The sequence below is a fragment of the Pseudomonas sp. M5 genome (assembly GCF_016907075.1).
Lineage (GTDB): Bacteria > Pseudomonadota > Gammaproteobacteria > Pseudomonadales > Pseudomonadaceae > Aquipseudomonas > Aquipseudomonas putida_E.
In genome coordinates this window covers 4,014,732-4,037,660 of the sequence record NZ_JAFBBH010000001.1, presented here as the reverse complement: position 1 = coordinate 4,037,660, position 22,929 = coordinate 4,014,732, and the positions used below count along the sequence as shown (strand labels likewise).

Annotated in this window: 15 protein-coding genes; 6 read left to right on the top strand and 9 right to left on the bottom strand. The window is 62.2% G+C overall.

Going from position 1 to position 22,929, the window contains the following annotated elements:
* The first annotated feature begins 151 nt into the window (after window positions 1-151).
* The 5 genes from betA (at window position 152) to trxC (ending at window position 9,228) form a co-directional block, all read left to right on the top strand.
* A complete protein-coding gene (gene betA / locus JOE27_RS18415; protein WP_204919421.1) occupies window positions 152-1,843 on the top strand; it encodes a choline dehydrogenase in 1,692 nt (563 codons plus the stop codon).
* Between the two features lie 186 nt (window positions 1,844-2,029).
* Window positions 2,030-3,772 (top strand): potassium/proton antiporter, encoded by a 1,743-nt coding sequence (locus JOE27_RS18410; protein ID WP_115273385.1) that lies wholly within the window; start codon window positions 2,030-2,032, stop codon window positions 3,770-3,772.
* A 35-nt stretch (window positions 3,773-3,807) separates the two neighbouring features.
* The gene (mscK, locus tag JOE27_RS18405) at window positions 3,808-7,116 is read left to right on the top strand and encodes a mechanosensitive channel MscK (protein WP_119688139.1); all 3,309 of its coding nucleotides are present in this window, start codon (window positions 3,808-3,810) and stop codon (window positions 7,114-7,116) included.
* A 170-nt stretch (window positions 7,117-7,286) separates the two neighbouring features.
* Window positions 7,287-8,747 carry a protein adenylyltransferase SelO gene (gene selO / locus JOE27_RS18400; RefSeq protein ID WP_119688138.1) on the top strand — a complete coding sequence of 487 codons (1,461 nt, stop codon included), beginning with the start codon at window positions 7,287-7,289 and terminating at the stop codon, window positions 8,745-8,747.
* 46 nt (window positions 8,748-8,793) lie between these two features.
* Window positions 8,794-9,228, top strand: a complete 435-nt coding sequence (gene trxC / locus JOE27_RS18395) for a thioredoxin TrxC (RefSeq protein WP_115273383.1) — start codon at window positions 8,794-8,796, stop codon at window positions 9,226-9,228.
* Between the two features lie 3 nt (window positions 9,229-9,231).
* Here the strand turns inward: trxC and JOE27_RS18390 are convergent, their stop codons facing one another.
* From JOE27_RS18390 to JOE27_RS18375, 4 genes are all read right to left on the bottom strand, one after another.
* The gene (locus tag JOE27_RS18390; RefSeq protein WP_046784974.1) at window positions 9,232-9,588 is read right to left on the bottom strand and encodes a transcriptional regulator; all 357 of its coding nucleotides are present in this window, start codon (window positions 9,586-9,588) and stop codon (window positions 9,232-9,234) included.
* Window positions 9,578-9,886 (bottom strand): type II toxin-antitoxin system HigB family toxin, encoded by a 309-nt coding sequence (locus JOE27_RS18385; protein ID WP_046784973.1) that lies wholly within the window; start codon window positions 9,884-9,886, stop codon window positions 9,578-9,580. The genes JOE27_RS18390 and JOE27_RS18385 overlap by 11 nt, the downstream gene beginning before the upstream one ends.
* A gap of 65 nt (window positions 9,887-9,951) precedes the next feature.
* The gene (locus JOE27_RS18380) at window positions 9,952-10,725 is read right to left on the bottom strand and encodes a ParA family protein (RefSeq protein WP_115273382.1); all 774 of its coding nucleotides are present in this window, start codon (window positions 10,723-10,725) and stop codon (window positions 9,952-9,954) included.
* A 90-nt stretch (window positions 10,726-10,815) separates the two neighbouring features.
* Complete coding sequence (locus JOE27_RS18375; protein ID WP_196997355.1) at window positions 10,816-11,715, bottom strand: LysR family transcriptional regulator; 900 nt, start codon at window positions 11,713-11,715, stop codon at window positions 10,816-10,818.
* Between the two features lie 195 nt (window positions 11,716-11,910).
* Here JOE27_RS18375 and JOE27_RS18370 point away from each other — a divergent pair, with 195 nt between their 5' ends.
* Window positions 11,911-13,068 carry an MFS transporter gene (locus tag JOE27_RS18370; protein ID WP_239539539.1) on the top strand — a complete coding sequence of 386 codons (1,158 nt, stop codon included), beginning with the start codon at window positions 11,911-11,913 and terminating at the stop codon, window positions 13,066-13,068.
* Between the two features lie 118 nt (window positions 13,069-13,186).
* On the opposite strand, the gene JOE27_RS18365 is transcribed toward JOE27_RS18370, so the two are convergent.
* From JOE27_RS18365 to JOE27_RS18345, 5 genes are all read right to left on the bottom strand, one after another.
* Window positions 13,187-13,534: a NirD/YgiW/YdeI family stress tolerance protein gene (locus JOE27_RS18365; RefSeq protein WP_115273379.1), complete on the bottom strand. Its 348-nt coding sequence runs from the start codon at window positions 13,532-13,534 to the stop codon at window positions 13,187-13,189.
* 208 nt (window positions 13,535-13,742) lie between these two features.
* Window positions 13,743-14,807, bottom strand: a complete 1,065-nt coding sequence (gene hemE, locus JOE27_RS18360) for a uroporphyrinogen decarboxylase (RefSeq protein ID WP_115273378.1) — start codon at window positions 14,805-14,807, stop codon at window positions 13,743-13,745.
* 151 nt (window positions 14,808-14,958) lie between these two features.
* Window positions 14,959-16,377, bottom strand: a complete 1,419-nt coding sequence (locus tag JOE27_RS18355) for an FAD-dependent oxidoreductase (protein ID WP_204919419.1) — start codon at window positions 16,375-16,377, stop codon at window positions 14,959-14,961.
* A 123-nt stretch (window positions 16,378-16,500) separates the two neighbouring features.
* Window positions 16,501-20,946 (bottom strand): glutamate synthase large subunit, encoded by a 4,446-nt coding sequence (gene gltB / locus JOE27_RS18350; protein WP_204919417.1) that lies wholly within the window; start codon window positions 20,944-20,946, stop codon window positions 16,501-16,503.
* 373 nt (window positions 20,947-21,319) lie between these two features.
* Window positions 21,320-22,915: an AAA family ATPase gene (locus JOE27_RS18345; RefSeq protein WP_046787054.1), complete on the bottom strand. Its 1,596-nt coding sequence runs from the start codon at window positions 22,913-22,915 to the stop codon at window positions 21,320-21,322.
* Window positions 22,916-22,929: the final 14 nt, after the last annotated feature.

Sequence of the window (22,929 nt, the reverse complement as noted above, 5' to 3'; positions counted from 1 at the left end):
AGCTCCAAGCCGCGAGCAACAAGCTGCAAGCAAGTGCCGGGTGCATCATGCCCCGGCCCTTGCAGCCCTAATCCATTCGCGAGCTTCGCACGGCTGTGTTTTCTTGCAGCTTGTAGCTTGAAGCTTGCCGCTGCTTTCGAGGAGAAAGCCCATGGAATACGATTACATCATCGTTGGTGCCGGCTCGGCCGGTAACACCCTGGCCACTCGCCTGACCGAAGACGCCAGCGTCACCGTCCTGCTGCTCGAAGCCGGTGGCCCCGACTACCGCCTCGACTTCCGCACCCAGATGCCGGCCGCCCTGGCATTCCCGCTCCAAGGCCGTCGCTACAACTGGGCCTACGAGACCGACCCGGAGCCGCACATGGACGGCCGCCGCATGGAATGTGGCCGCGGCAAGGGCCTGGGTGGTTCCTCGCTGATCAACGGCATGTGCTACATCCGCGGTAACGCCCTGGACTTCGACGGCTGGGCAAAACTGTCGGGCCTGGAAGACTGGGCTTACCTGGACTGCCTGCCGTACTTCCGCAAGGCGGAAACCCGTGACATCGGCCCCAACGATTACCACGGTGGTGAAGGCCCGCTCAGCGTTGCCACGCCCAAAGCCGGCAACAACCCGCTGTTCAACGCCATGGTCGAGGCCGGCGTACAGGCCGGTTACCCGCGCACTGAAGACCTGAACGGCTACCAGCAGGAAGGCTTCGGCCCGATGGACCGTTCGGTGACCAAGAACGGCCGCCGCTCCAGCACCGCCCGCGGTTACCTGGACCAGGCCAAGAAGCGCCCGAACCTGACCATCGTCACCCATGCCCTGAGCGACCGCGTGCTGTTCGAAGGCAAGCGCGCCGTTGGCGTGACCTATCTGGTCGGCGACAGCGAGGAGCGCGTCGAAGCCCGCGCCCGCAAGGAAGTCATCGTAAGCTCTGGCGCCATCGCCTCGCCGCAATTGCTGCAGCGCTCCGGCGTGGGCCCGCGCGCCCTGCTGGAAAGCCTCGACATCCCGGTCGTGCACGACCTGCCGGGCGTCGGTGAGAACCTGCAGGATCACCTCGAGCTTTACCTGCAGTACGCCTGCACCCAGCCGGTGTCGCTGTACCCGTCGCTGCTGTGGTGGAACCAGCCGGCCATCGGTGCCGAGTGGCTGTTCAACGGCACCGGCATCGGCGCCAGCAACCAGTTCGAGGCAGGCGGTTTCATCCGTACCCGCCCCGAGTTCGAATGGCCGAACATTCAGTACCACTTCCTGCCTGTCGCGATTAACTACAACGGTTCCAACGGCGTGAAGGAACACGGTTTCCAGGCACATATGGGCTCGATGCGTTCGCCTAGCCGTGGCCGCGTCCAGGTCAAGTCCAAGGACCCTCGCCAGCACCCGAGCATCCTGTTCAACTACATGGCCACCGAGCAGGACTGGCAGGAGTTCCGTGACGGTATCCGCCTGACTCGCGAGATCATGGCCCAGCCAGCGCTGGACCCGTACCGTGGCCGCGAGATCAGCCCGGGGGCGCACGTGCAGACGGACGAAGAGCTGGACAAGTTCATCCGCGAGCACGCCGAAACCGCCTTCCACCCGTCCTGCTCGTGCAAGATGGGTACCGACGACATGGCGGTGGTCGATGGCGAAGGCCGCGTGCACGGCATGCAGGGCCTGCGTGTGGTGGATGCGTCGATCATGCCGATCATCATCACCGGTAACCTCAACGCCACCACGATCATGATCGCCGAGAAAATCTCGGACAAGATCCGCAACCGCAAGCCGCTGCCTCGCAGCACTGCCAAGTACTACGTGGCCAACGGCGCCCCGGTAAAAGGCAAGCCAATGCGTGAAGTGAAGCAGGCCTGACCTGCTCCGGCCTCATCGCCGGCATAGGCAACACAAGAAAAGGCACCCACCGCGGTGCCTTTTCTACATCTGCAGAAACGCTTTACATGCTGCCAATTCATCAGGTTAGAATCGATTGGCACGCGACCTGCTAGTTCTTCAAAGCTATCGAGTCCTCTTCCCCGCGTTATCCCGGAGTACCTGCCTTTGGATGCAAGCACCATCAACAGCCTGTTCCTGATCGGCGCATTGCTGGTGGGCGCAAGTATCCTGGTCAGCTCGCTGTCGTCGCGCCTTGGCATTCCAATCCTGGTCATCATCCTCGCGGTCGGCATGCTCGCAGGCGTGGACGGTGGCGGCATCATCTTCAACAACTACCCGACCGCCTACCTGGTGGGCAACCTGGCACTGGCGGTGATCCTGCTCGACGGCGGCCTGCGCACGCGGGTAGCGAGCTTCCGCGTGGCCTTGTGGCCGGCATTGTCGCTGGCCACCATCGGCGTGATGATCACCACTGCCCTCACCGGCCTGGTCGCGGCCTGGCTGTTTGACCTCAGCCTCATCCAGGGCCTGCTGATCGGCGCCATCGTCGGCTCCACCGACGCCGCAGCGGTGTTCTCGCTGCTCGGGGGCAAAGGCCTGAACGAACGGGTCACGGCCACGCTGGAGATCGAATCGGGCAGCAACGACCCCATGGCCGTCTTCCTCACCGTCACCCTGATCGACATGATCGCCAGCGGCCAGACCGGGCTGCACTGGAGCCTGCTGGGGCACTTGCTGCGCGAGTTCGGCATCGGTGGCCTGCTGGGCCTGGGCGGTGGCTGGCTGATGCTGCAACTGGTCAACCGGATCAACCTGGCCGGTGGCCTGTACCCTATTCTGGTCATCGCTGGCGGGCTGGCGGTGTTCTCGCTGACCAACGCCCTGCACGGCAGCGGCTTCCTTGCCGTTTACCTGTGCGGCCTGGTGCTGGGCAACAAACCGATCCGCAGCCGCCACGGCATCCTGCACATGCTCGACGGCATGGCCTGGCTCGCCCAGATCGGCATGTTCCTGGTGCTGGGGCTGCTGGTCACGCCACATGACCTGCTGCCGATCGCCCTGCCCGCACTGGGCCTGGCGCTGTGGATGATCCTGATCGCGCGGCCGCTGTCGGTGGTTGCCGCACTGCTGCCGTTCAAGGCCTTCCATGGCCGCGAGAAAGCCTTCATTTCCTGGGTCGGCCTGCGCGGCGCGGTCCCCATCATCCTCGCGGTGTTTCCGCTGATGGCCGGGCTGCCTGACGCGCAGCTGTTCTTCAACCTGGCGTTCTTCATCGTGCTGGTATCGCTGCTGGTGCAGGGCACCAGCCTGCCGTGGATGGCCAAACTGCTGAAAGTCACGGTACCACCGGACCCGGCACCGATCTCGCGGTCTGCGCTCGAGGTGCACATCACCAGCGAGTGGGAGTTGTTCGTCTATCGCCTGGGTGCGGAAAAGTGGTGCATCGGTGCCGCCCTGCGCGAACTGAAGATGCCCGAGGGCACCCGCATCGCCGCGCTGTTCCGTGGCGAACAGCTATTGCACCCCTCCGGCAGTACCGTGCTCGAAGTCGGCGACATGCTTTGCGTGATCGGCCACGAACACAACCTGCCAGCACTGGGCAAACTGTTCAGCCAAGCCCCGCAACGCGGCCTGGACCTGCGCTTTTTCGGCGACTTCGTGCTCGAAGGCGATGCCGAACTGGGCGCGGTGGCAGCCCTTTACGGCCTGAAACTCGACGGCCTGGACGCAAAAATGCCGCTGGCGCAGTTCATCCGACAGAAGGTCGGGGGCGCTCCAGTAGTGGGCGATCAGGTCGAATGGCACGGCACGATCTGGACCGTGGCAACCATGGACGGGAACAAGATCCAGAAAGTGGGCGTCAGATTCCCCGAAGGAACGCGACCCGGACCAGGATTGTTCCTCTAAACTTCGTTTCTGCATGATCCACAAGTAGTCTGCCTATGTCCCTGCGCGTGTACCTTCGCACAGCCCTGCTCGGGCTGTGCCTGTCCCTGCCGTTCGCCGCTGCTGCGGCCGAAGCCCCGAGCGCTGCCAGTATCCAGAACAGCCTCGACAAGATCGCCGAACGCAAGCTGCCCGAGGCCGATCAGAAAGCCTTGCAGCAGGTGCTCGAACAAACCCTGAGCCTGCTTGCCAACAAGGAAGACAGCGAGAAGAAGCTTGCCGCGCTCAAGCAACAGCTGGCTGGCGCCCCCAAAGAGACCAGCGACAGCCAGAAAGAACTGGCCAAGCTCAAGGCCAGCAAGCCACAACCGGTGGCCCAGCGCTACGCCAGCCTTAGCGTGCCGCAACTCGAACAGATGCTCAGCGAACGCAACACCCTGCAGGGCGAGCTGCAAAAAGCGCTGTCCGACGCCAACAGCCTGATCATCAATTCGCAGACCCGCCCCGAGCGCGCTCAGGCTGAGATCAGCAACAACCAGACCCGCAGCCAGCAGATCAACACTATCCTCAAGAGCGGCAAGGATGGCGGCAAATCAATCAATGCCGACCAGCGTAACCAGCTCAATGCCGAACTGGCTTCGCTAAATGCCGTGACCCTGCTGCGCCGCCAGGAGCTGGCCGGCAACGGCCTGCTGCAAGACCTGGGCAACGCCCGCCACGACCTGCTGATTGAACGCACCGCACGCCTGGAACAGGAAATCCAGGACCTGCAGACGCTGATCAATGAGAAGCGTCTGGCCCAATCCCAGCAAACCGTCACCCAGCAGTCGATCGAAGCGCAGAAGGCTGGCGGCAGTAGCCTGCTGGCCAGCGAAAGCGCAGCCAACCTCAAACTTTCCGACTACCTGCTCAAGAGCACCGACCGCCTTAACGAGCTGACCCAGCAGAACCTGCGCACCAAGCAGCAGCTCGACAGCCTGACCCAGGCCGACCAGGCCCTGGACGAGCAGATCAGCGTGCTCAAGGGCAGCCTGCTGCTTTCGAAGATCCTCTACAAGCAGAAACAGGCCCTGCCGCACCTGAAGCTCGACCGTGACCTGGCCGACCAGATCGCCGACATCCGCCTGTACCAGTTCGAGATCAACCAGCAGCGCGAGCAGATGAGCAGCCCCGTGACCTACGTCGACAAGCTGCTGGCCAACCAGCCGCAGGAAGACGTCACCCCGGCCCTGCGCAAAGCCCTGCTGGAAGTGGCGATCACCCGCAGCGACCTGCTCGAACGCCTGAACCGAGAACTGTCGGCGCTGCTCAACGAATCGATCACCCTGCAGCTCAACCAGAAGCAGCTGCTCAGCACTGCGCAAGGCCTGCGCACCACGCTCGACGAACAGATGTTCTGGATCCCGAGCAACAAGCCGCTGGACTGGGACTGGTTGAAGTCTGTTCCGGAGCGCTTTGCCAAGCAGGTCGCCGATGTGCCTTGGGGGTCTGGCCTGAAGGAGCTGGGCGACGGGCTGAGCCAGCGCCCACTGTTGTTCCTGCCGCTACTGCTGGTGATCGGCGCCCTGCTGTGGCGCCGCAAATACCTGTACCAGCGGCTGAGCAAGGTGCACCAGGACATCGGTCATTTTCGCCGTGACAGCCAGTGGCATACGCCCCAGGCGATCCTGATCAACATCCTCCTGGCGATGCCAGTGAGCCTGGGCCTTGCCCTGTGCAGCTATGCCCTGCAGATCGACGCCCGCGGGCAGAACGCCAACCTTGGCTCCGCGCTCTGGCAACTGGCCCAGGCCTGGCTGGTGTTCTACACCGCCTACCGCATACTCGCCCCGGGCGGGGTGGCGGAAGTCCACTTCCGCTGGCACAAGCCGCAAGTCGAGTTCCTGCGCGGCTGGGTGCGCAGGCTGGGCACCGTGGTGCTGGCGCTGGTCGGCGTCGTGGCGGTGGCCGAGCACCAGCCGTCGGCACTGGCCGACGACGTGCTGGGCATCGGGGTAGTGCTGACCTGTTATGCACTGATGGCCTGGCTGCTCAGCCGCCTGTTGCTGAGCAGCCCCGCGCACCGCGACGCCTCGCTGTTCCGCAGGGCCGTCGGGCTGGCCTTCACGGCCTTGCCGATCGCCTTGTTCGTGGCAGTCTGCTTTGGTTATTACTACACCGCACTCAAACTCACCGACCGGTTGATCTACACCCTTTATCTGCTGATGTTCTGGCTGGTGATCGAGGCCGCCTTCGTACGCGGCCTGTCGGTTGCCGCGCGACGCCTGGCCTACCAGCGTGCCCTGAGCAAGCGTGCGGCCGCCAAGGAAGGGCTGGATGGCGAAGTCATCACCGAAGAGCCGACACTGGACATCGAGCAGGTCAACCAGCAGTCGTTGCGCCTGATCCGCCTGGCCTTGCTCGGTGGCTTCATTGCCGGCTTGTACTGGGTGTGGGCCGACTTGATCACGGTGTTCGCCTACCTCAACAACTTCACCCTGTACGAATACACCAGCGGCACCGGCACGGCCGCCAGCATGGTGCCGATCAGCCTCGGCGACCTGCTCGGCGCGCTGGTGATCGTCGGCATCACCTTCGCCCTGGCCGGTAACTTGCCGGGCCTGCTGGAGGTGCTGGTGCTGTCGCGGCTGAACCTGGCCCAGGGCAGCGCCTATGCCACCACCACGCTGCTGTCGTACACCATCGTCGGTATAGGCATCGTCAGTACCCTGTCGACCCTCGGCGTAAGCTGGGACAAATTGCAGTGGCTGGTGGCAGCCCTGTCGGTCGGCCTGGGCTTCGGCATGCAGGAGATATTCGCCAACTTCATCTCCGGCATCATGATCCTGTTCGAGCGCCCGGTGCGCATCGGCGACACCATCACCATCGGCAACCTGTCCGGCACCGTGAGCAAGATCCGTATCCGCGCCACCACCATCACCGACTTCGACCGCAAGGACATCATCGTCCCCAACAAGACCTTCATCACCGGCCAGCTGATCAACTGGTCGCTGACCGACACGGTCACCCGCGTCACGCTGAAACTGGGCATCGACTATGGCTCCGACCTGGACCTGGTGCGCGAGCTGCTGCTCAAGGGCGCCCACGAGAATCCACGGGTGCTCAAGGACCCGGAGCCGCTCGTGTACTTCCTCAATTTCGGCGAAAGCTCGCTGGACCACGAACTGCGCATGCATGTACGGGACCTGGGCGACCGCAACCCGACGCTGGACGAGATCAACCGCTTTATCAATCGCGAGTTCAAAGCGCACAACATCAAGATCTCTGTTCGCCAGGTCGAGGTGTACCTGATGGACATGCAGGGCGGCAAGCAGCAGCTGATACCGGTGGAGCAACCGAAACCGGATGGCACTCAACCAGTGTGAGTAGACGCCGTAGCGCTTGAACACCCAAAATACATACGAGGGCTGCGCCCTCGATCGCCGGCAAGCCGGCTCCCACAGGGTCCGCGCCGCTGCGATAGTCATGTGGGAGCCGGCTTGCCGGCGATTGGGCCGCAAAGCGGCCCCTTGGCACCGATCCCCAGGAGCAGCCCGTGAAAGCCCTCGACCAACTCACCTTCGACAACCGCTTCGCCCGCCTGGGCGATGCGTTCTCCACTCAGGTTTTGCCCGAGCCCATCGCAGAGCCTCGCCTGGTGGTGGCAAGCGAGTCAGCCATGGCCTTGCTCGACCTCGACCCGGCCCAAGCCGATTTGCCCTTGTTCGCCGAAGTGTTCAGCGGCCAAAAGCTCTGGGAAGAGGCCGACCCGCGGGCGATGGTCTATTCCGGACATCAGTTCGGCTCGTATAACCCACGCCTGGGCGATGGGCGCGGCCTGCTACTGGCCGAAGTGCTCAACGACGCAGGCGAACACTGGGACCTGCACCTCAAGGGCGCCGGCCAGACGCCGTATTCACGCATGGGCGACGGCCGCGCCGTACTGCGTTCCTCCATCCGCGAGTTTCTCGCATCCGAGGCCCTGCATGCCTTGGGTATCGCCACCAGCCGGGCACTGTGCGTGATCGGCTCCAGCACCCCGGTATGGCGCGAAACACGCGAAAGTGCGGCCATGCTCACCCGCCTGGCGCAGAGCCACGTGCGCTTCGGCCACTTCGAATATTTCTACTACACCAAGCAACCGGAACAGCAGCGGGTACTGATCGATCATGTGCTGGAACAGCACTACCCCGAATGCCGTGAGGCCGAACAACCCTACCTGGCCATGTTCCGCACCATCGTCGAGCGTAACGCCGAACTGATTGCTCACTGGCAGGCGTACGGCTTCTGTCATGGGGTGATGAACACCGACAACATGTCGATCCTGGGCATCACCTTCGATTTTGGCCCCTATGCCTTCCTCGACGACTTCGACGCCAACTTCATCTGCAACCATTCCGATGATCGTGGCCGCTACAGCTATGCCAACCAGGTACCGATCGCCCACTGGAACCTCAGCGCACTGGCCCAGGCCCTGACCACCGTGATCGAGGTCGAGCCTTTGAAGGAGGCATTGGGGTTGTTCCTGCCACTGTACCAGGCACATTACCTGGACCTGATGCGCCGGCGCCTGGGCCTGACCACGGCCGAGGACGACGACATGGCGCTGGTCGAGCGCCTGCTGCAACGCATGCAGAGCGGGGGTGTGGACTACAACCTGTTCTTCCGCAGGCTGGGCGATCAACCGGTGGCCGAGGCACTCAAGGGCGTACGCGACGATTTCATCGACCTGGCAGGTTTCGATGCCTGGGGCGCGGACTATCTGGCCCGCTGTGAGCGTGAAGCCGGTAATGGCGATGGCCGCCGCGAGCGCATGCATGCGGTGAACCCGCTGTACGTACTGCGCAACTACCTGGCGCAAAAAGCCATCGAAGCCGCCGAGGCCGGTGACTACAGTGAAGTGCGGCGGCTGCATCAGGTGTTGAGCACGCCTTTCGAGGAACAAGCCGGAATGCAGGCCTACGCCGAGCGACCGCCCGCGTGGGGCAAACACCTGGAAATCAGCTGCTCCTCCTGATGGCTGGCCGGCGATAGCGTCCGAACAAACACCACAAGGAAACGACATGTCCGACTCACTGCTAGTGCCCTGCCCCCACTGCGACGGCCTCAACCGCCTGCCTTCATCCCGCCTGGGCGATGCGCCGAAATGCGGCCGCTGCAAACAGGATGTGCTGTTGAGCCAGCCGTTCGAGCTCAACGAACGCAACTATGCCAGCCAGATCAAAGGCGACCTGCCGCTGCTGATAGACGTCTGGGCCGACTGGTGCGGCCCGTGCAAGTCCTTCGCCCCCACTTTCGAACAGGCCGCCCGCCAGCTTACCGGCCGCTGCCGCCTGGCCAAGCTCGACAGTGAAGCCAACCGCAACCTTGCGGGCCAGTTGGGTATCCGTTCGATTCCCAGCCTGATCCTGTTCAAGAACGGCCGCGAAGTCAGCCGCCAGGCCGGCGCGTTTCCACTGCAGTCGTTGCTGGAGTGGCTACGCAGCCAAGGGGTTTAAGCCTCAAGCGTTCGCCAGTAGGGATTCATAGGGAATACGGAGGCCATCGTGAAGCCGTTTGATCATGGACAGACTTAGCCTGCGCTTCCCGTTCAAGACTTCAGATACGCGACCGCTTGGGCCGATGTAAGGCTCCAGGTCCCGCGCTGTCAACCCCTGCTGGTCCATGCAGAATTTGATAGCCTCGATTGGGTCTGCGGGCTGAATGGGGTAGTGCTTGTTTTCGTACACCTCAATCAATGTCACAAGAACTTCCATTTCATCAGCATCGGGCGTACCGGCTTGTGCTTGATAAATGGATTCCAGTCGCAGAAATGCGGCTTTAAGGTCGTCGTCATTGCGGATTGGCTTAATATTCACTGATCGTCTCCACGTCAATTTCGTCATATCGCTTGTGCGTTCCGACGAATTTCACCCAGGCAATACCAGCTCGATACTGCATTTCAACCACTAGCCGGTATTTATTGCCTCCGATGTTGAAGACCACGCGGTTGTTGCCACATATGCTAGCGCTGCCAATCTGGCTTTTCACCTCTTGCGGTGTTCGCCATGTGGCTTTTTGTGCCATATCGTGCCAACTCTCCAACGGTGCCTTGGCATCTTCATGCCCTGGTAACTCCCAGAATTTCACCAATGTACTTTTGGCAATGACGCGCATCCAAGCAGATCTCCCGTTTTGGGAGATGCTAGCGCTTATCTACTCCTCGCGCAAGGATGAGCATTTCACGCGGTGCGCTCAAGCAAGTCATGCAGCTCGACAAACTGCTGGGTCAGCTTGTGCCGTGGCTCCAGGTGGATCAGCGGTAAACTGGCGTGGTGCGACTCGCGCATCTTCACCGAACTGCTCAGGTATACCGGCAATACCGGCAGGCCTTCGGCCAGCAGTTCGTCGAGCATCTGCTGGGGCAGGCTGGCGCGGGACTGGAACTGATTGACGACAATGCCTTCGACCACCAGCTCTTCGTTGTGGTCATCCTTCAACTCTTCTATCTCGGCCAGCAGCCCATACAGCGCCTGGCGCGAAAAACTGTCGCAGTCGAACGGGATCAGCACACGGTCTGCCGCAATCAGCGCCGATACCGCATAGAAGTTGAGTGCAGGCGGCGTATCGATGTAGATCCGCTCGTAATCCTCGTCGAGCTCGTCGAGCAACTTACGCAGCTTGTTGATCTTGTGCTTGGCCTCAAGCTTGGGCTGCAAATCGGCCAGCTCTGACGTGGCGGTGATCACATGCAGGTTGTCGAACGGGGTTTCGTAGATATCGACCTTGTTCTTCTTGCTGAACGGCCCGCTGGAGAGGCTTTGCTTGAAGAAGTCGGCGATGCCCATCGGAATGTCTTCTCCGGTAAGGCCGGTCAGGTACTGAGTCGAGTTGGCCTGGGCATCCAGGTCGATCAGCAGGGTCCGATAACCTTCACTGGCGCTGACCGCCGCCAGATTGCAAGCGATGCTCGACTTGCCCACACCACCTTTCTGATTGAACACCACGCGCCGCATGAGAGACCTCCGTGTATCAACGAATGCCCGAGTATGTGGCGGCGCAGCGGCATTGGCCAGCGCCAATTGCCCGACGCCGACGGCAAGGGTTCAATTGCCCCCTGCGGTTACGCCCGTCAGCAATGCGGCAAAGGCCTTGGCCATTGCCGATCCGCCATGTTGGCGCTGGACCAGCCATACAGCAGAGGTGGCGTCTTCATCCAGAAGCGTTCGGTACACGACGCCCTCGATGCGCATGCGCTGAAAGGAAGCAGGCAAAATCGACACCCCAAGGCCCGCCGACACCAGCCCAATGATGGTCATGGCTTCCCCTGCTTCCTGAGCAAAATGCGGATTGAAACCCGCCTGTCGCGCCAGGCTCAGCAACTGGGCGTGCAATCCACTGCCGTAACTGCGCGGGAAGAACACGAACGGTTCATGGGCCAGCGCCGCCATGTGTACACCGTGCTCGGTCCCTTCGGCCAGCGCATGTGAGGCATTGATCACCGCCACCAGCGGTTCGCGAAACAGCTCCGTGGCCACCAGCCCTTCCGGCAAGGGCATGGGCCGCATCAGGCCGACCTCGATGGACTCGTCGAACACCCCTTCGGCGACATCGCGGCTGCTCATTTCCTTGAGGTTCAGGTGCACCGCCGGGAAGCGCTGGCGGAAGGCATGAATCGCCTTGGGGATCTTCGAGGTAAAAGGGGCCGACGAGGTAAAGCCGATCTTCATTTCGCCCAGCTCACCCAGTTGCGCACGGCGCGCAACATCGGCCGCCTTCTCTACCTGCGCAAGTACCTGACGGGCTTCCTCGAGGAACAGCCGACCGGCCTCACTCAGCTCGACCCGACGATTGGTACGTTCGAACAGGCGCGCGCCCAACTCCTGTTCCAAAGCCTGAATCTGCTGACTCAGGGGTGGCTGAGAAATGCCTAACTGCTGGGCCGCCCGCCCGAAGTGCAGCTCTTCGGCAACGGCAATGAAATAACGCAGGTGGCGCAGTTCCATGGGGCCTCCAGAACAAGTCGCAAAACGTCTTAAATAGGTCGAACAATATATTGGATCTAATCATTAGGCAGCTATATGCTTTTTCCATTGCGCCAGAGGTACCCGCCCGTGAAAACTGCTGTAGCCCCCCTTCCTGCCGACCCCGAGCCTGCACCGCTGAACGAAATCTGGATCGAGAAAGGCACCCCTGCCTTTATGAAGACCGTATTGGCCCTGTTCAGCGGCGGCTTCGCGACCTTCGCCCTGCTGTATTGCGTGCAGCCGATGATGCCGCTGCTGTCGCAGGAGTTTTCGATCAATGCCGCGCAGAGCAGCCTGGTACTGTCGGTGTCGACCGGCATGCTGGCGTTCGGCCTGCTGATCACCGGGCCGATTTCCGACCGCATCGGGCGCAAGCCGGTGATGGTATTCGCGCTGCTCTGCGCCGCGTTATCGACCATGGTCAGCGCAGTGATGCCGACCTGGGAAGGCGTACTCGCCACGCGGGCGCTGGTCGGCCTGTCGCTGAGCGGCCTGGCAGCTGTGGCGATGACCTACCTGAGTGAAGAAATCCACCCGCAGCACATCGGCCTGGCCATGGGCTTGTATATCGGTGGCAATGCCATCGGCGGCATGAGCGGTCGGCTGATCACAGGCGTGCTGATCGACTTCGTCAGCTGGCACACGGCAATGCTGACCATCGGTGGTTTGGCCCTGATCGCAGCGCTGGTGTTCTGGAAGGTGCTGCCCGAATCGCGCAATTTCAGGGCGCAGACGCTCAAACCGCGCAGCCTGCTGGATGGCTTCGTCATGCACTTCAAGGACGCGGGTCTGCCCTGGCTGTTCCTCGAAGCCTTCCTGTTGATGGGCGCATTCGTCACCCTGTTCAACTACATAGGCTATCGGCTGCTCGCCGAGCCGTATCACATGAACCAGGCGCTGGTCGGTTTGCTCTCGGTGGTCTATCTGTCGGGTATCTACAGCTCGGCACAAGTGGGTGCGCTGGCAGATAAACTTGGGCGCCGCCGGGTGTTCTGGGCGAGCATTCTGGTCATGGCGGGCGGGCTGTTGATGACATTGGCCAACCCACTGGTGATGATTATCGTCGGCATGCTGATCTTTACCTTCGGCTTCTTCGGAGCGCATTCGGTGGCCAGCAGCTGGATCGGCCGCCGAGCGCTGAAGGCCAAGGGCCAGGCGTCTTCGCTGTACCTGTTCTGCTATTACGCGGGGTCGAGTGTGGCGGGGACGGCAGGCGGGGTGTTCTGGCACCAATGGGGCTGGAGTGGCATCGGGCTGTTCATCGGCAGCCTCCTGGCGGTGGCGTTGCTGGTGGCGTTGCACCTTAGCAAGCTGGCGCCCAAGGCTGCCTGAAACAGGGCTGCTCTGTGCAGCCCAATCGCCGGCAAGCCGGCCCCCACAGGTAAACCACTGTATTCAAGGGCAGTGGGATACCTGTGGGGGCCGGCTTGCCGGCGATTGGGGCTTCAGATCAGTTCACGATCTCGACAATATCCACATCCACTTCACGGCTCATCAGGTGCTTTTCCACCTCGCCGGTCAGCTTGACCTTGGTCTTGTCGTTGAACGGCGTCGGCGGCAGGTCTTCATCGTCGATTTCAACGGTGATGGTGCCGGTGTTGTCCTTGAATTCGTACTTGTCGTCGTTGTTGATCTTCTTGGTGACATAACCCTGCAGCACCACGGGGGTGTCATCGGCTGCGTCATTGGCAGCAGCGACGGTAGTCACCGACTGGGCGCCCGGGCCGGTATAGCCGGCGGCCAAGGCAGCGGTACTGAACAAGGGGGCGAGAATCAGAGCGAAGTAACGAGCTTTCATGAGGATCGGGTCCTGTTTCGGTTTCGATGGGACCAGATTAGCGACAATCGCTGAATTAAAACTTAATGCAACAAAAAACGGCCCGCCGGCAAGCCGGCTCCTACAAGGACCGCGCAGTTGTTGAGCTGTGCGCCGTACCTGTGGGAGCCGGCTTGCCGGCGATGGGCCGCAAAGCGGCCCCAAATCGCTTGACTGACTGCCATTCAGATCACTGGTGATACTGCGCCGACAGCTCATGCACGGCGTTGATGAACACACCTGCATGCTCCGGGTCGACCTCCGGCGTAATGCCGTGACCCAGGTTGAACACATGGCCGGTACCCTTGCCATAGCTCGCCAGGATCCGTGCCACTTCGTTGCGAATGGCCTCAGGCTTGGCGTACAGCACGGTCGGGTCCATGTTGCCTTGCAGGGCAACCTTGTCGCCAACGCGGCGGCGGGCGTCGCCGATCTCGCAGGTCCAGTCCAGGCCCAGGGCATCAGCGCCGGCTTCGGCGATGCTCTCCAGCCACAGGCCGCCGTTCTTGGTGAACAGGATTACTGGCACCTTGCGCCCATCGTGCTCACGGATCAGGCCGCTGACGATCTTGCGCATGTAGGCCAGGGAGAACTCCTGATACGCCGCCGCCGACAGGTTGCCGCCCCAGGTGTCGAAGATCTGCACGGCTTGGGCGCCGGCCAGGATCTGCCCGTTGAGGTAGCTGGTGACCGACTGTGCCAGCTTGTCCAGCAGCAGGTGCAGGGCTTGCGGGTTGTCGTAGGCCATCGCCTTGGTCTTGCGGAAGTCTTTGGACGAACCACCTTCGACCATGTAGGTGGCCAAGGTCCACGGGCTGCCGGAGAAACCGATCAGCGGCACACGGCCGTTGAGCTCGCGCCGAATGGTACTGACGGCATCCATCACGTAGCCGAGGTCTTTCTGCGGATCAGGGATTGGCAGGGCTTCGATGTCGGCCGGGGTGCTGATGACCTTCTTGAAGCGCGGACCTTCGCCGGTCTCGAAGTACAGGCCCAGGCCCATGGCATCGGGAATGGTGAGGATGTCCGAGAACAGGATCGCTGCGTCAAGCGGGTAGCGCTCCAGCGGCTGCAGGGTGACCTCGCAGGCGAACTGCGGGTTCATGCACAGGCTCATGAAGTCACCGGCCTTGGCGCGGCTGGCGCGGTATTCCGGCAGGTAACGGCCGGCCTGGCGCATCATCCATACAGGGGTGACGTCTACGGGTTGCTTGAGCAGTGCACGCAGGAAACGATCGTTCTTCAGGGCAGTCATGTCGGCATCCGGCAAAAAAGTGCGGGCATTTTCTCAGACGCCAGCGCAAAAGGCACGGTTGAGACCATGCGTTTTGTCTATTGGGTGCCGTGGATCAAGCAATTTTGTATACAAAAAGCGATGAGGCCGCTGTGCGGCCCCATCGGTCACATCAGACTTCGAGGTAATCCAGGATACCTTCGGCAGCGGTACGACCCTCGAAGATGGCGGTCACCACCAGGTCCGAACCGCGCACCATATCGCCACCGGCAAAGATTTTCGGGTTGCTGGTCTGGTGCTTGAACTTGCCTTTCTCCGGGGCCACCACGCGGCCTTGGCTGTCCATCTGGATGCCATGCTGCTCGAACCAAGGTGCCGGGCTCGGGCGGAAGCCGAAAGCGATCACCACGGCGTCCGCCGGGAGGATTTCTTCGGAACCCGGGATTGGCTCAGGGCTGCGACGACCACGGGCATCAGGCTCGCCAAGACGGGTCTCGACCACCTTCACGCCTTCGACCTTGTCTTCACCGACAATGGCGATCGGCTGACGGTTGTAGAGGAATTTCACGCCTTCTTCCTTGGCGTTCTTCACCTCTTTGCGCGAGCCCGGCATGTTGGCTTCGTCACGACGGTAGGCACAGGTCACCGCCTTGGCACCCTGGCGGATCGAGGTGCGGTTGCAGTCCATTGCGGTGTCGCCACCGCCCAGCACCACGACCTTCTTGCCCTGCATGTCGACGAAGTCTTGCGGCGACTTCTCGAAGCCCAGGTTGCGGTTGACGTTGGCGATCAGGAAGTCCAGCGCGTCATGCACGCCCGGCAGGTCCTCGCCCGGGAAGCCGCCTTTCATGTAGGTGTAGGTACCCATGCCCATGAACACGGCGTCGTACTCGGCGAGCAGCTGTTCCATGGTGATGTCGGTGCCCACTTCGGTGTTCAGGCGGAACTCGATACCCATGCCGGTAAAGACTTCGCGACGATTGCTCAGCACGCTCTTTTCCAGCTTGAACTCAGGGATGCCGAAGGTCAGCAAGCCGCCGATTTCCGGGTTCTTGTCGAACACCACCGGGGTAACCCCGGCGCGCACCAGCACGTCGGCACAGCCCAGGCCTGCCGGGCCAGCACCGATGATGGCAACGCGCTTGCCGGTCGGTTTGACCTTGGACATGTCCGGGCGCCAACCCATGGCGAAGGCGGTGTCGGTGATGTACTTCTCGACCGAACCGATGGTCACCGCGCCGAAGCCATCGTTCAGGGTGCAGGCACCCTCGCACAGGCGGTCCTGCGGGCACACACGGCCGCAGACTTCCGGCAGGGTGTTGGTCTGGTGCGAGAGTTCCGCCGCAGCCAGGATGTTGCCTTCGGAGACCAGCTTCAACCAGTTCGGGATGAAGTTGTGCACCGGGCACTTCCACTCGCAATAAGGGTTACCGCAGCCCAGGCAGCGGTGTGCCTGCTCTACGGACTGCTGGGGCTTGAAAGGCTCGTAGATTTCCACGAACTCCTTCTTGCGTTGGCGCAGCAGCTTTTTCTTCGGGTCCTTGCGGCCCACTTCGATGAACTGGAAGTCGTTACTCAGACGTTCAGCCATTTTTCAAAACCTCTTAACAGCAGCTGCAAGCTACAAGCTGCAAGCCGCAAGACGATCACTTAAGCCGGGCAAACCTCGAGCTGCTATTACTCGCAGCTTGAGGCTTGCCACTTGCAGCTGTTTTTACTGCGGGTTGGCACGGGTGCTGGACAGCAGTTGCTTGAGGTTGGCCGCCTTCGGCTTGACCAGCCAGAAGCGCCGCACATAGTCGTCCAGGTTTTCCGAGAGCTCACGCCCCCACTCGCTGCCGGTTTCTTCCACGTATTCGCCAAGGACCCGCGCCAGGTGGCTACGGTAGGCTTCCATCGCTTCACCACTGATACGCTGGATTTCCACCAGCTCGTGGTTGAGCTTGTCGACGAAGCTGTTGTCCATGTCGAGCACGTAGGCGAAGCCGCCAGTCATGCCAGAGCCGAAGTTGTAACCGGTCTTGCCCAGAACGCAGACAAAGCCACCGGTCATGTATTCACAGCAGTGATCGCCAGTACCCTCGACAACAGCATGGGCGCCGGAGTTACGCACAGCGAAGCGCTCGCCCGCGGTGCCGGCGGCGAACAGCTTGCCGCCCGTGGCGCCGTACAGGCAGGTGTTGCCGACGATGGCGCTGTGCTGAGTTTCGAACGGGCTGCCGGCTGGCGGCACGATGGTGACCTTGCCACCGGTCATGCCTTTGCCGACGTAGTCGTTGGCGTCTCCTTCCAGGTACAGGTTCAGACCACCGGCGTTCCACACGCCGAAGCTCTGGCCCGCAGTACCCGTGAAGCGGAAGGTGATCGGCGCTGCGGCCATGCCCTGGTTGCCGTGCAGCTTGGCGATTTCGCCGGAGATGCGCGCACCAATGGAGCGGTCACAGTTGCAGATGTCGAGCGCGAACTCGCCACCGGCCTGATCGCGAATGGCCGGCAGGGCCATTTCGACCATCTTCTCGGCCAGCTCGCCCTTGTCGAAGGGCGGGTTCTTGTCGACTTCGCAGAACTGCGGCTTGTCAGCCGGGATGTGCGAGCTGCCCAGCAGCGGCGACAGGTCCAGGTAGTGCTGGCGCTCGGTATCGCCTGGCAGCACGTCGAGCAGGTCGGTGCGGCCGATCAGCTCGCCCAGGCTACGCACACCCAGCTTGGCCAGCCACTCGCGCGTCTCCTCGGCGACGAAGGTGAAGAAGTTGATCACCATGTCGACGGTGCCGATGTAGTGGTCCTTGCGCAGCTTGTCGTTCTGCGTGGCCACGCCAGTGGCGCAGTTGTTCAGGTGGCAGATGCGCAGGTACTTGCAGCCCAGGGCGATCATCGGTGCGGTACCGAAGCCAAAGCTTTCGGCGCCGAGGATGGCGGCCTTGATCACATCCAGGCCGGTTTTCAGGCCGCCGTCGGTCTGTACCCGTACCTTGCCGCGCAGGTCGTTGCCGCGCAGGGTCTGGTGGGTTTCGGCCAGGCCAAGCTCCCACGGGGCGCCGGCGTACTTGATCGAGGTCAGCGGCGAAGCACCGGTACCACCGTCATAACCGGAGATGGTGATCAGGTCGGCGTAGGCCTTGGCCACACCAGCAGCGATGGTGCCAACGCCAGCCTCTGCCACCAGCTTGACCGACACCAGGGCTTGGGGGTTGACCTGCTTGAGGTCATAGATCAGCTGGGCCAGGTCTTCGATCGAGTAGATATCGTGATGCGGTGGCGGCGAGATCAGGGTCACGCCCGGTACCGCATAGCGCAGCTTGGCGATCAGGCCGTTGACCTTGCCGCCGGGCAACTGGCCGCCCTCGCCCGGCTTGGCGCCCTGGGCAACCTTGATCTGCAGCACTTCGGCATTGACCAGGTATTCCGGGGTCACACCGAAGCGGCCGGTGGCCACCTGCTTGATCTTGGAGCTGCGGATGGTGCCATAGCGCGAGGGGTCTTCACCGCCCTCACCGGAGTTGGAGCGCGCGCCCAGGCGGTTCATCGCCTCGGCCAGCGCTTCGTGAGCCTCTGGCGACAGCGCACCCAGCGAGATACCGGCGGAGTCGAAGCGCTTGAGGATCGCCTCCAGCGGCTCGATCTGATCCAGCGGCAGGGCCTCGTCGGCCACCTTCACTTTCAGCAGGTCGCGGATCATCGACACCGGGCGCTGGTCGACCAGCGTGGTGTACTCCTTGAACTTGGCGTAGTCGCCCTGCTGCACGGCGGCCTGCAGGGTATTGACCACATCCGGGTTGTAGGCGTGGTACTCGCCACCGTGGACGAACTTGAGCAGGCCGCCCTGCTGGATCGGCTTGCGCGCGCTCCAGGCTTCAGCGGCGAGCAGCTTCTGGTCGCCCTCGAGGTCGACGAAACGCGCACCCTTGATGCGGCTGGACACGCCTTTGAAGCTCAGGCCGACCACTTCTTCGGCCAGGCCTACGGCCTCGAACAGCTGAGCACCACGGTAGGAGGCGATGGTGGAGATGCCCATCTTCGACAGGATCTTCAGCAGGCCCTTGGAGATGCCTTTGCGGTAGTACTTGAAGACTTCGTCCAGGTCGCCCAGCACTTCGCCGGTGCGGATCAGGTCGGCCAGCACTTCATACGCCAGGTACGGGTACACCGCAGAGGCGCCGAAGCCCAGCAGCACGGCGAAGTGGTGCGGATCACGGGCAGTGGCGGTTTCGACCAGGATGTTGCTGTCGCAACGCAGGCCTTTTTCCGTCAGGCGGTGGTGGACCGCGCCAACGGCGAACGAAGCGTGCACCGGCAGCTTGCCCGGGGCGATGTAGCGGTCGCTGAGCACCAGTTGGGTCTTGCCCGCGCGCACCGCTTCTTCAGCCTGATCGGCGATGTTGCGGATGGCCGCTTCCAGGCCGATGCCTTCATCGTAGTTGAGGTCGATCAGCTGACGGTCGAAGCCTTCGCGCTCCAGGTTCATCAACGAACGCCACTTGGCGGGCGAAATGACCGGGGAGCTGAGGATTACCCGCGAGGCATGCTCAGGAGATTCCTGGAAGATGTTGCGCTCGGCACCCAGGCAGATCTCCAGCGACATGACGATCGCTTCGCGCAGCGGGTCGATCGGCGGGTTGGTAACTTGGGCGAACTGCTGGCGGAAGAAGTCGTAAGGCGAACGCACGCGCTGCGACAGCACGGCCATTGGCGTGTCGTCACCCATCGAACCGACCGCTTCCTGGCCTTGCTCGCCGAGTGGGCGCAGTACCTGGTCACGCTCTTCGAAAGTGACCTGGAACATCTTCATGTACTGCTTGAGCTGGTCAGCGTCGTAGCTGGCCGCGCCCTGGTCGTCGGAGAGCGTCGCCTGGATGCGCAAGGCGTGCTGACGCAGCCAGCGCTTGTACGGGTGGCGCGACTTTAGGCGGTTGTCGATGGCATCGGTGTCGAGGATGTGGCCGGTCTCGGTATCCACCGCAAAGATCTGGCCTGGGCCGACACGGCCCTTGGCGATGACATCTTCAGGCTTGTAGTCCCACACGCCGATTTCCGACGCCAGGGTGATATAGCCATTCTTGGTGGTCACCCAGCGCGCCGGGCGCAGGCCGTTGCGGTCAAGCAGGCAGACCGCATGACGGCCTTCGGTCATGACGATGCCGGCCGGGCCGTCCCACGGTTCCATGTGCATGGAGTTGTATTCGTAGAAGGCGCGCAGGTCGGCGTCCATGGTCTCGACGTTCTGCCAGGCTGGCGGTACCAGCATGCGCACGCCGCGGAACAGGTCGATACCGCCGGTGACCATCAGCTCCAGCATGTTGTCCATGCTCGAGGAGTCGGACCCTACGCGGTTGACCAGCGGGCCGAGCTCTTCGAGGTCGGGGATCTGGTCGTTGGCGAACTTGGTGCGACGGGCCATCGCCCAGTTGCGGTTACCGGTGATGGTGTTGATCTCGCCATTGTGGGCGAGGAAGCGGAACGGCTGCGCCAGCGGCCATTTCGGCAGGGTGTTGGTGGAGAAGCGCTGGTGGAACACGCAGATCGCGGTTTGCAGACGCTCGTCGTCCAGGTCTGGATAGAAGGCCGCGAGATCGCGCGGCATCATCAGGCCTTTGTAGATGATGGTCTTGTGCGAGAAGCTGCAGATGTAGTGGTCGGCGTCGTGGGCGTTGGCCACGGACGAACGGCGACGGGCACTGAACAGCTTGATGGCGAATTCCTGATCGCTCAGGCCTTCACCGCCGATGAACACCTGTTCGATCTGCGGCAGGCGCTCCAGCGCTAGGCGGCCGAGCACGCTGGTGTCGATCGGGACTTTGCGCCAGCCAACCAGGGTCAGGCCGGCAGCGATGATTTCGCGATCCATGTTGGCGCGAGCGGCTTCGGCTTTCACCGGGTCCTGATTGAAGAACACCATGCCAACGGCGTACTGCTTGGGCAGCTCGACGGCAAAGTGTTCCTGGGCCACGGCACGCAGGAATTGATCGGGTTTCTGCATGAGCAGACCGCAACCGTCACCGGTCTTGCCGTCGGCGTTGATGCCGCCACGGTGGGTCATGCAAGTCAGGGCCTGCATGGCCGTTTGCAGAAGGTGGTGGCTCGGTTCGCCCGTCATATGGGCGATCAGGCCAAAACCACAGTTGTCCTTGAATTCTTCGGGATGGTACAGACCTGTTTTCATAGACACTTTCTCACCAGGTTCACCTCTCAACCGGAGGCAAATCTCTTTTTTAACAACCACTTACCATCCACGCCGATCAAATGCCAGCTTTTTTGCGGTGGCCATGGAAAACCATTGTTGCACAGCGACAGCGATGCCCACAAATTTTCATGTCTCACCATTGAAAATTTATGTCGCAATTTTGAATGTTTATGCGCCATGCGCCGTGATAGCGGCTTGGCTCGAGTCTGAAGCGTTTCAGCCATGACTGCAAGATTGGCTTGTGGCCGGCAGCCTGGGACAGAAAAGCCTGCCGCGCTCGGGCGCAGCAGGCTAGACGAAAGTCAGTTATCGCTCAGCAACTGGGCGGCGGGGTGGTGCCGCCCGGAAGGTATCAGCGGGCCGTGGCCAGCTCTTGTTGGACGCTGGCGACAGTACGTGGCCAAGGTTTACCAGCCTGAACCTTCGCTGGCAAGTTCTTGATTGCCGCAACCGCTGCATCGCGGTTGGCGAAGCTACCATAGGTGACCACGTAGAGCGGCTTGCCCTGCAGGCTTTTCTTGAAGTAGCGATAGTCGCCACCCTGCGCCTTGACGAAGGCCTGCGCCGACGCTTCGGAGCTGGTACCAAGGATCTGCACTACATAATTGCCAGGCTTCTGTCCGGAGTACCAGCCGCTGTTACCGCTGCCGCCTGTTGCAGGTTTGGCAGCGGGCTTGGCAGTGGCAACCTGGGTCGGTGCAGGAGCGGGCTTGGCGGGTGCAACCGGCTTGGCCGGCTGGGTTGCTACCGGCTTCTGCACAGGCGCAACCGGCTGGGCCGGCGGCGTACTGGTGGTAGCCTGAGCCATGGTCGGTGCGGGGCCTGCAGCTTCACCCTGCGGTGGTGCGATGGTCGTTACCGTTGGCGGATTGCCTGGCTGCAGCGCAGTGCTGTCCGCCGGGCCACCTTCTTCACCATCCCCCATGCCGGCGGCCTGCGCCAGCGGCTCGCGCATCACCGGCTGCGACTGGCCAACCAGGGGCAGTGGCATCGGCTGCGACGAGCCTGAGAATTCGATGGCCGGGTCAGCGGGCTTTGCTTCCCCCAGCGGCAATTGGGCTTGGGCTGCGGGCGCATCCGTAGCCGCCTTGTCGCTTTTCTTGGGCATGAGAACCGCGGCAGCAACGGCCACTACAACGACAGCGGACAGCGCGAGCACGTGTTTCTTAGGCATTTTGAACCCCATGGTTGGTCGCTTCGCCGTACTACGGCTGGCGATCATGGCTTCGATCAAGGTATCGCGGGCGACCTGGTTGATGTTGCCAGGCCAACCGTCGGAGTGTTCATGAATATCGACGATCTGCTCATGGGTGAACACCTCGATGCCCCGGCCTGCACCTTCCAGGCGCTGCTCCAGGTACTCGCGGGTCTCTTCCTCGCTGTAGGGGGCGAGTTCGATGACGTGGAAACGCTCTTCCTCGACATGGATCTCATCCAACCCGGCGATCAGCGACGCTTCGCCGAACAGGAACACGTGCGGGCGCCCCTCCGGGACACCTGCCGCCAGCTCCAGCAACGCTTGGAGTGCCGACTCGTCGAGTTGTTCCGCATCGTCGACCAGTAAATAGACTTCCTGCCCGGTGAGGGCAAGCTGTACCACCTTGGAGAGGATCGCCTGAACTTCCGCCGGAGCCACGTCCAGCGCCTGGGCCACCTGGCCCAGCACGCTGGCAGCATCGCTGGCGCCGCGCGCCGATACCACGACGCTCTGCACCGACTGCTTGTTGGTGCTGGCCACCAAGGCCTGGCGCAACAACGTCTTGCCGCTGCCGACCGGGCCTGTAACCACCAGCATCAGCTGGCTGTAACGGGCCAGGTGGTGCAGTTGGCCGAGCACAGGCTTGCGCTGGGCAGGGAAAAACTTGAAGCCGGGCACACGCGGCGCGAACGGATCGTGGCTCAACTGGTAATGGTCGAGAAACGCCTCATCGGCATGCAAACTGGTCATTGCGCTGTCACAAC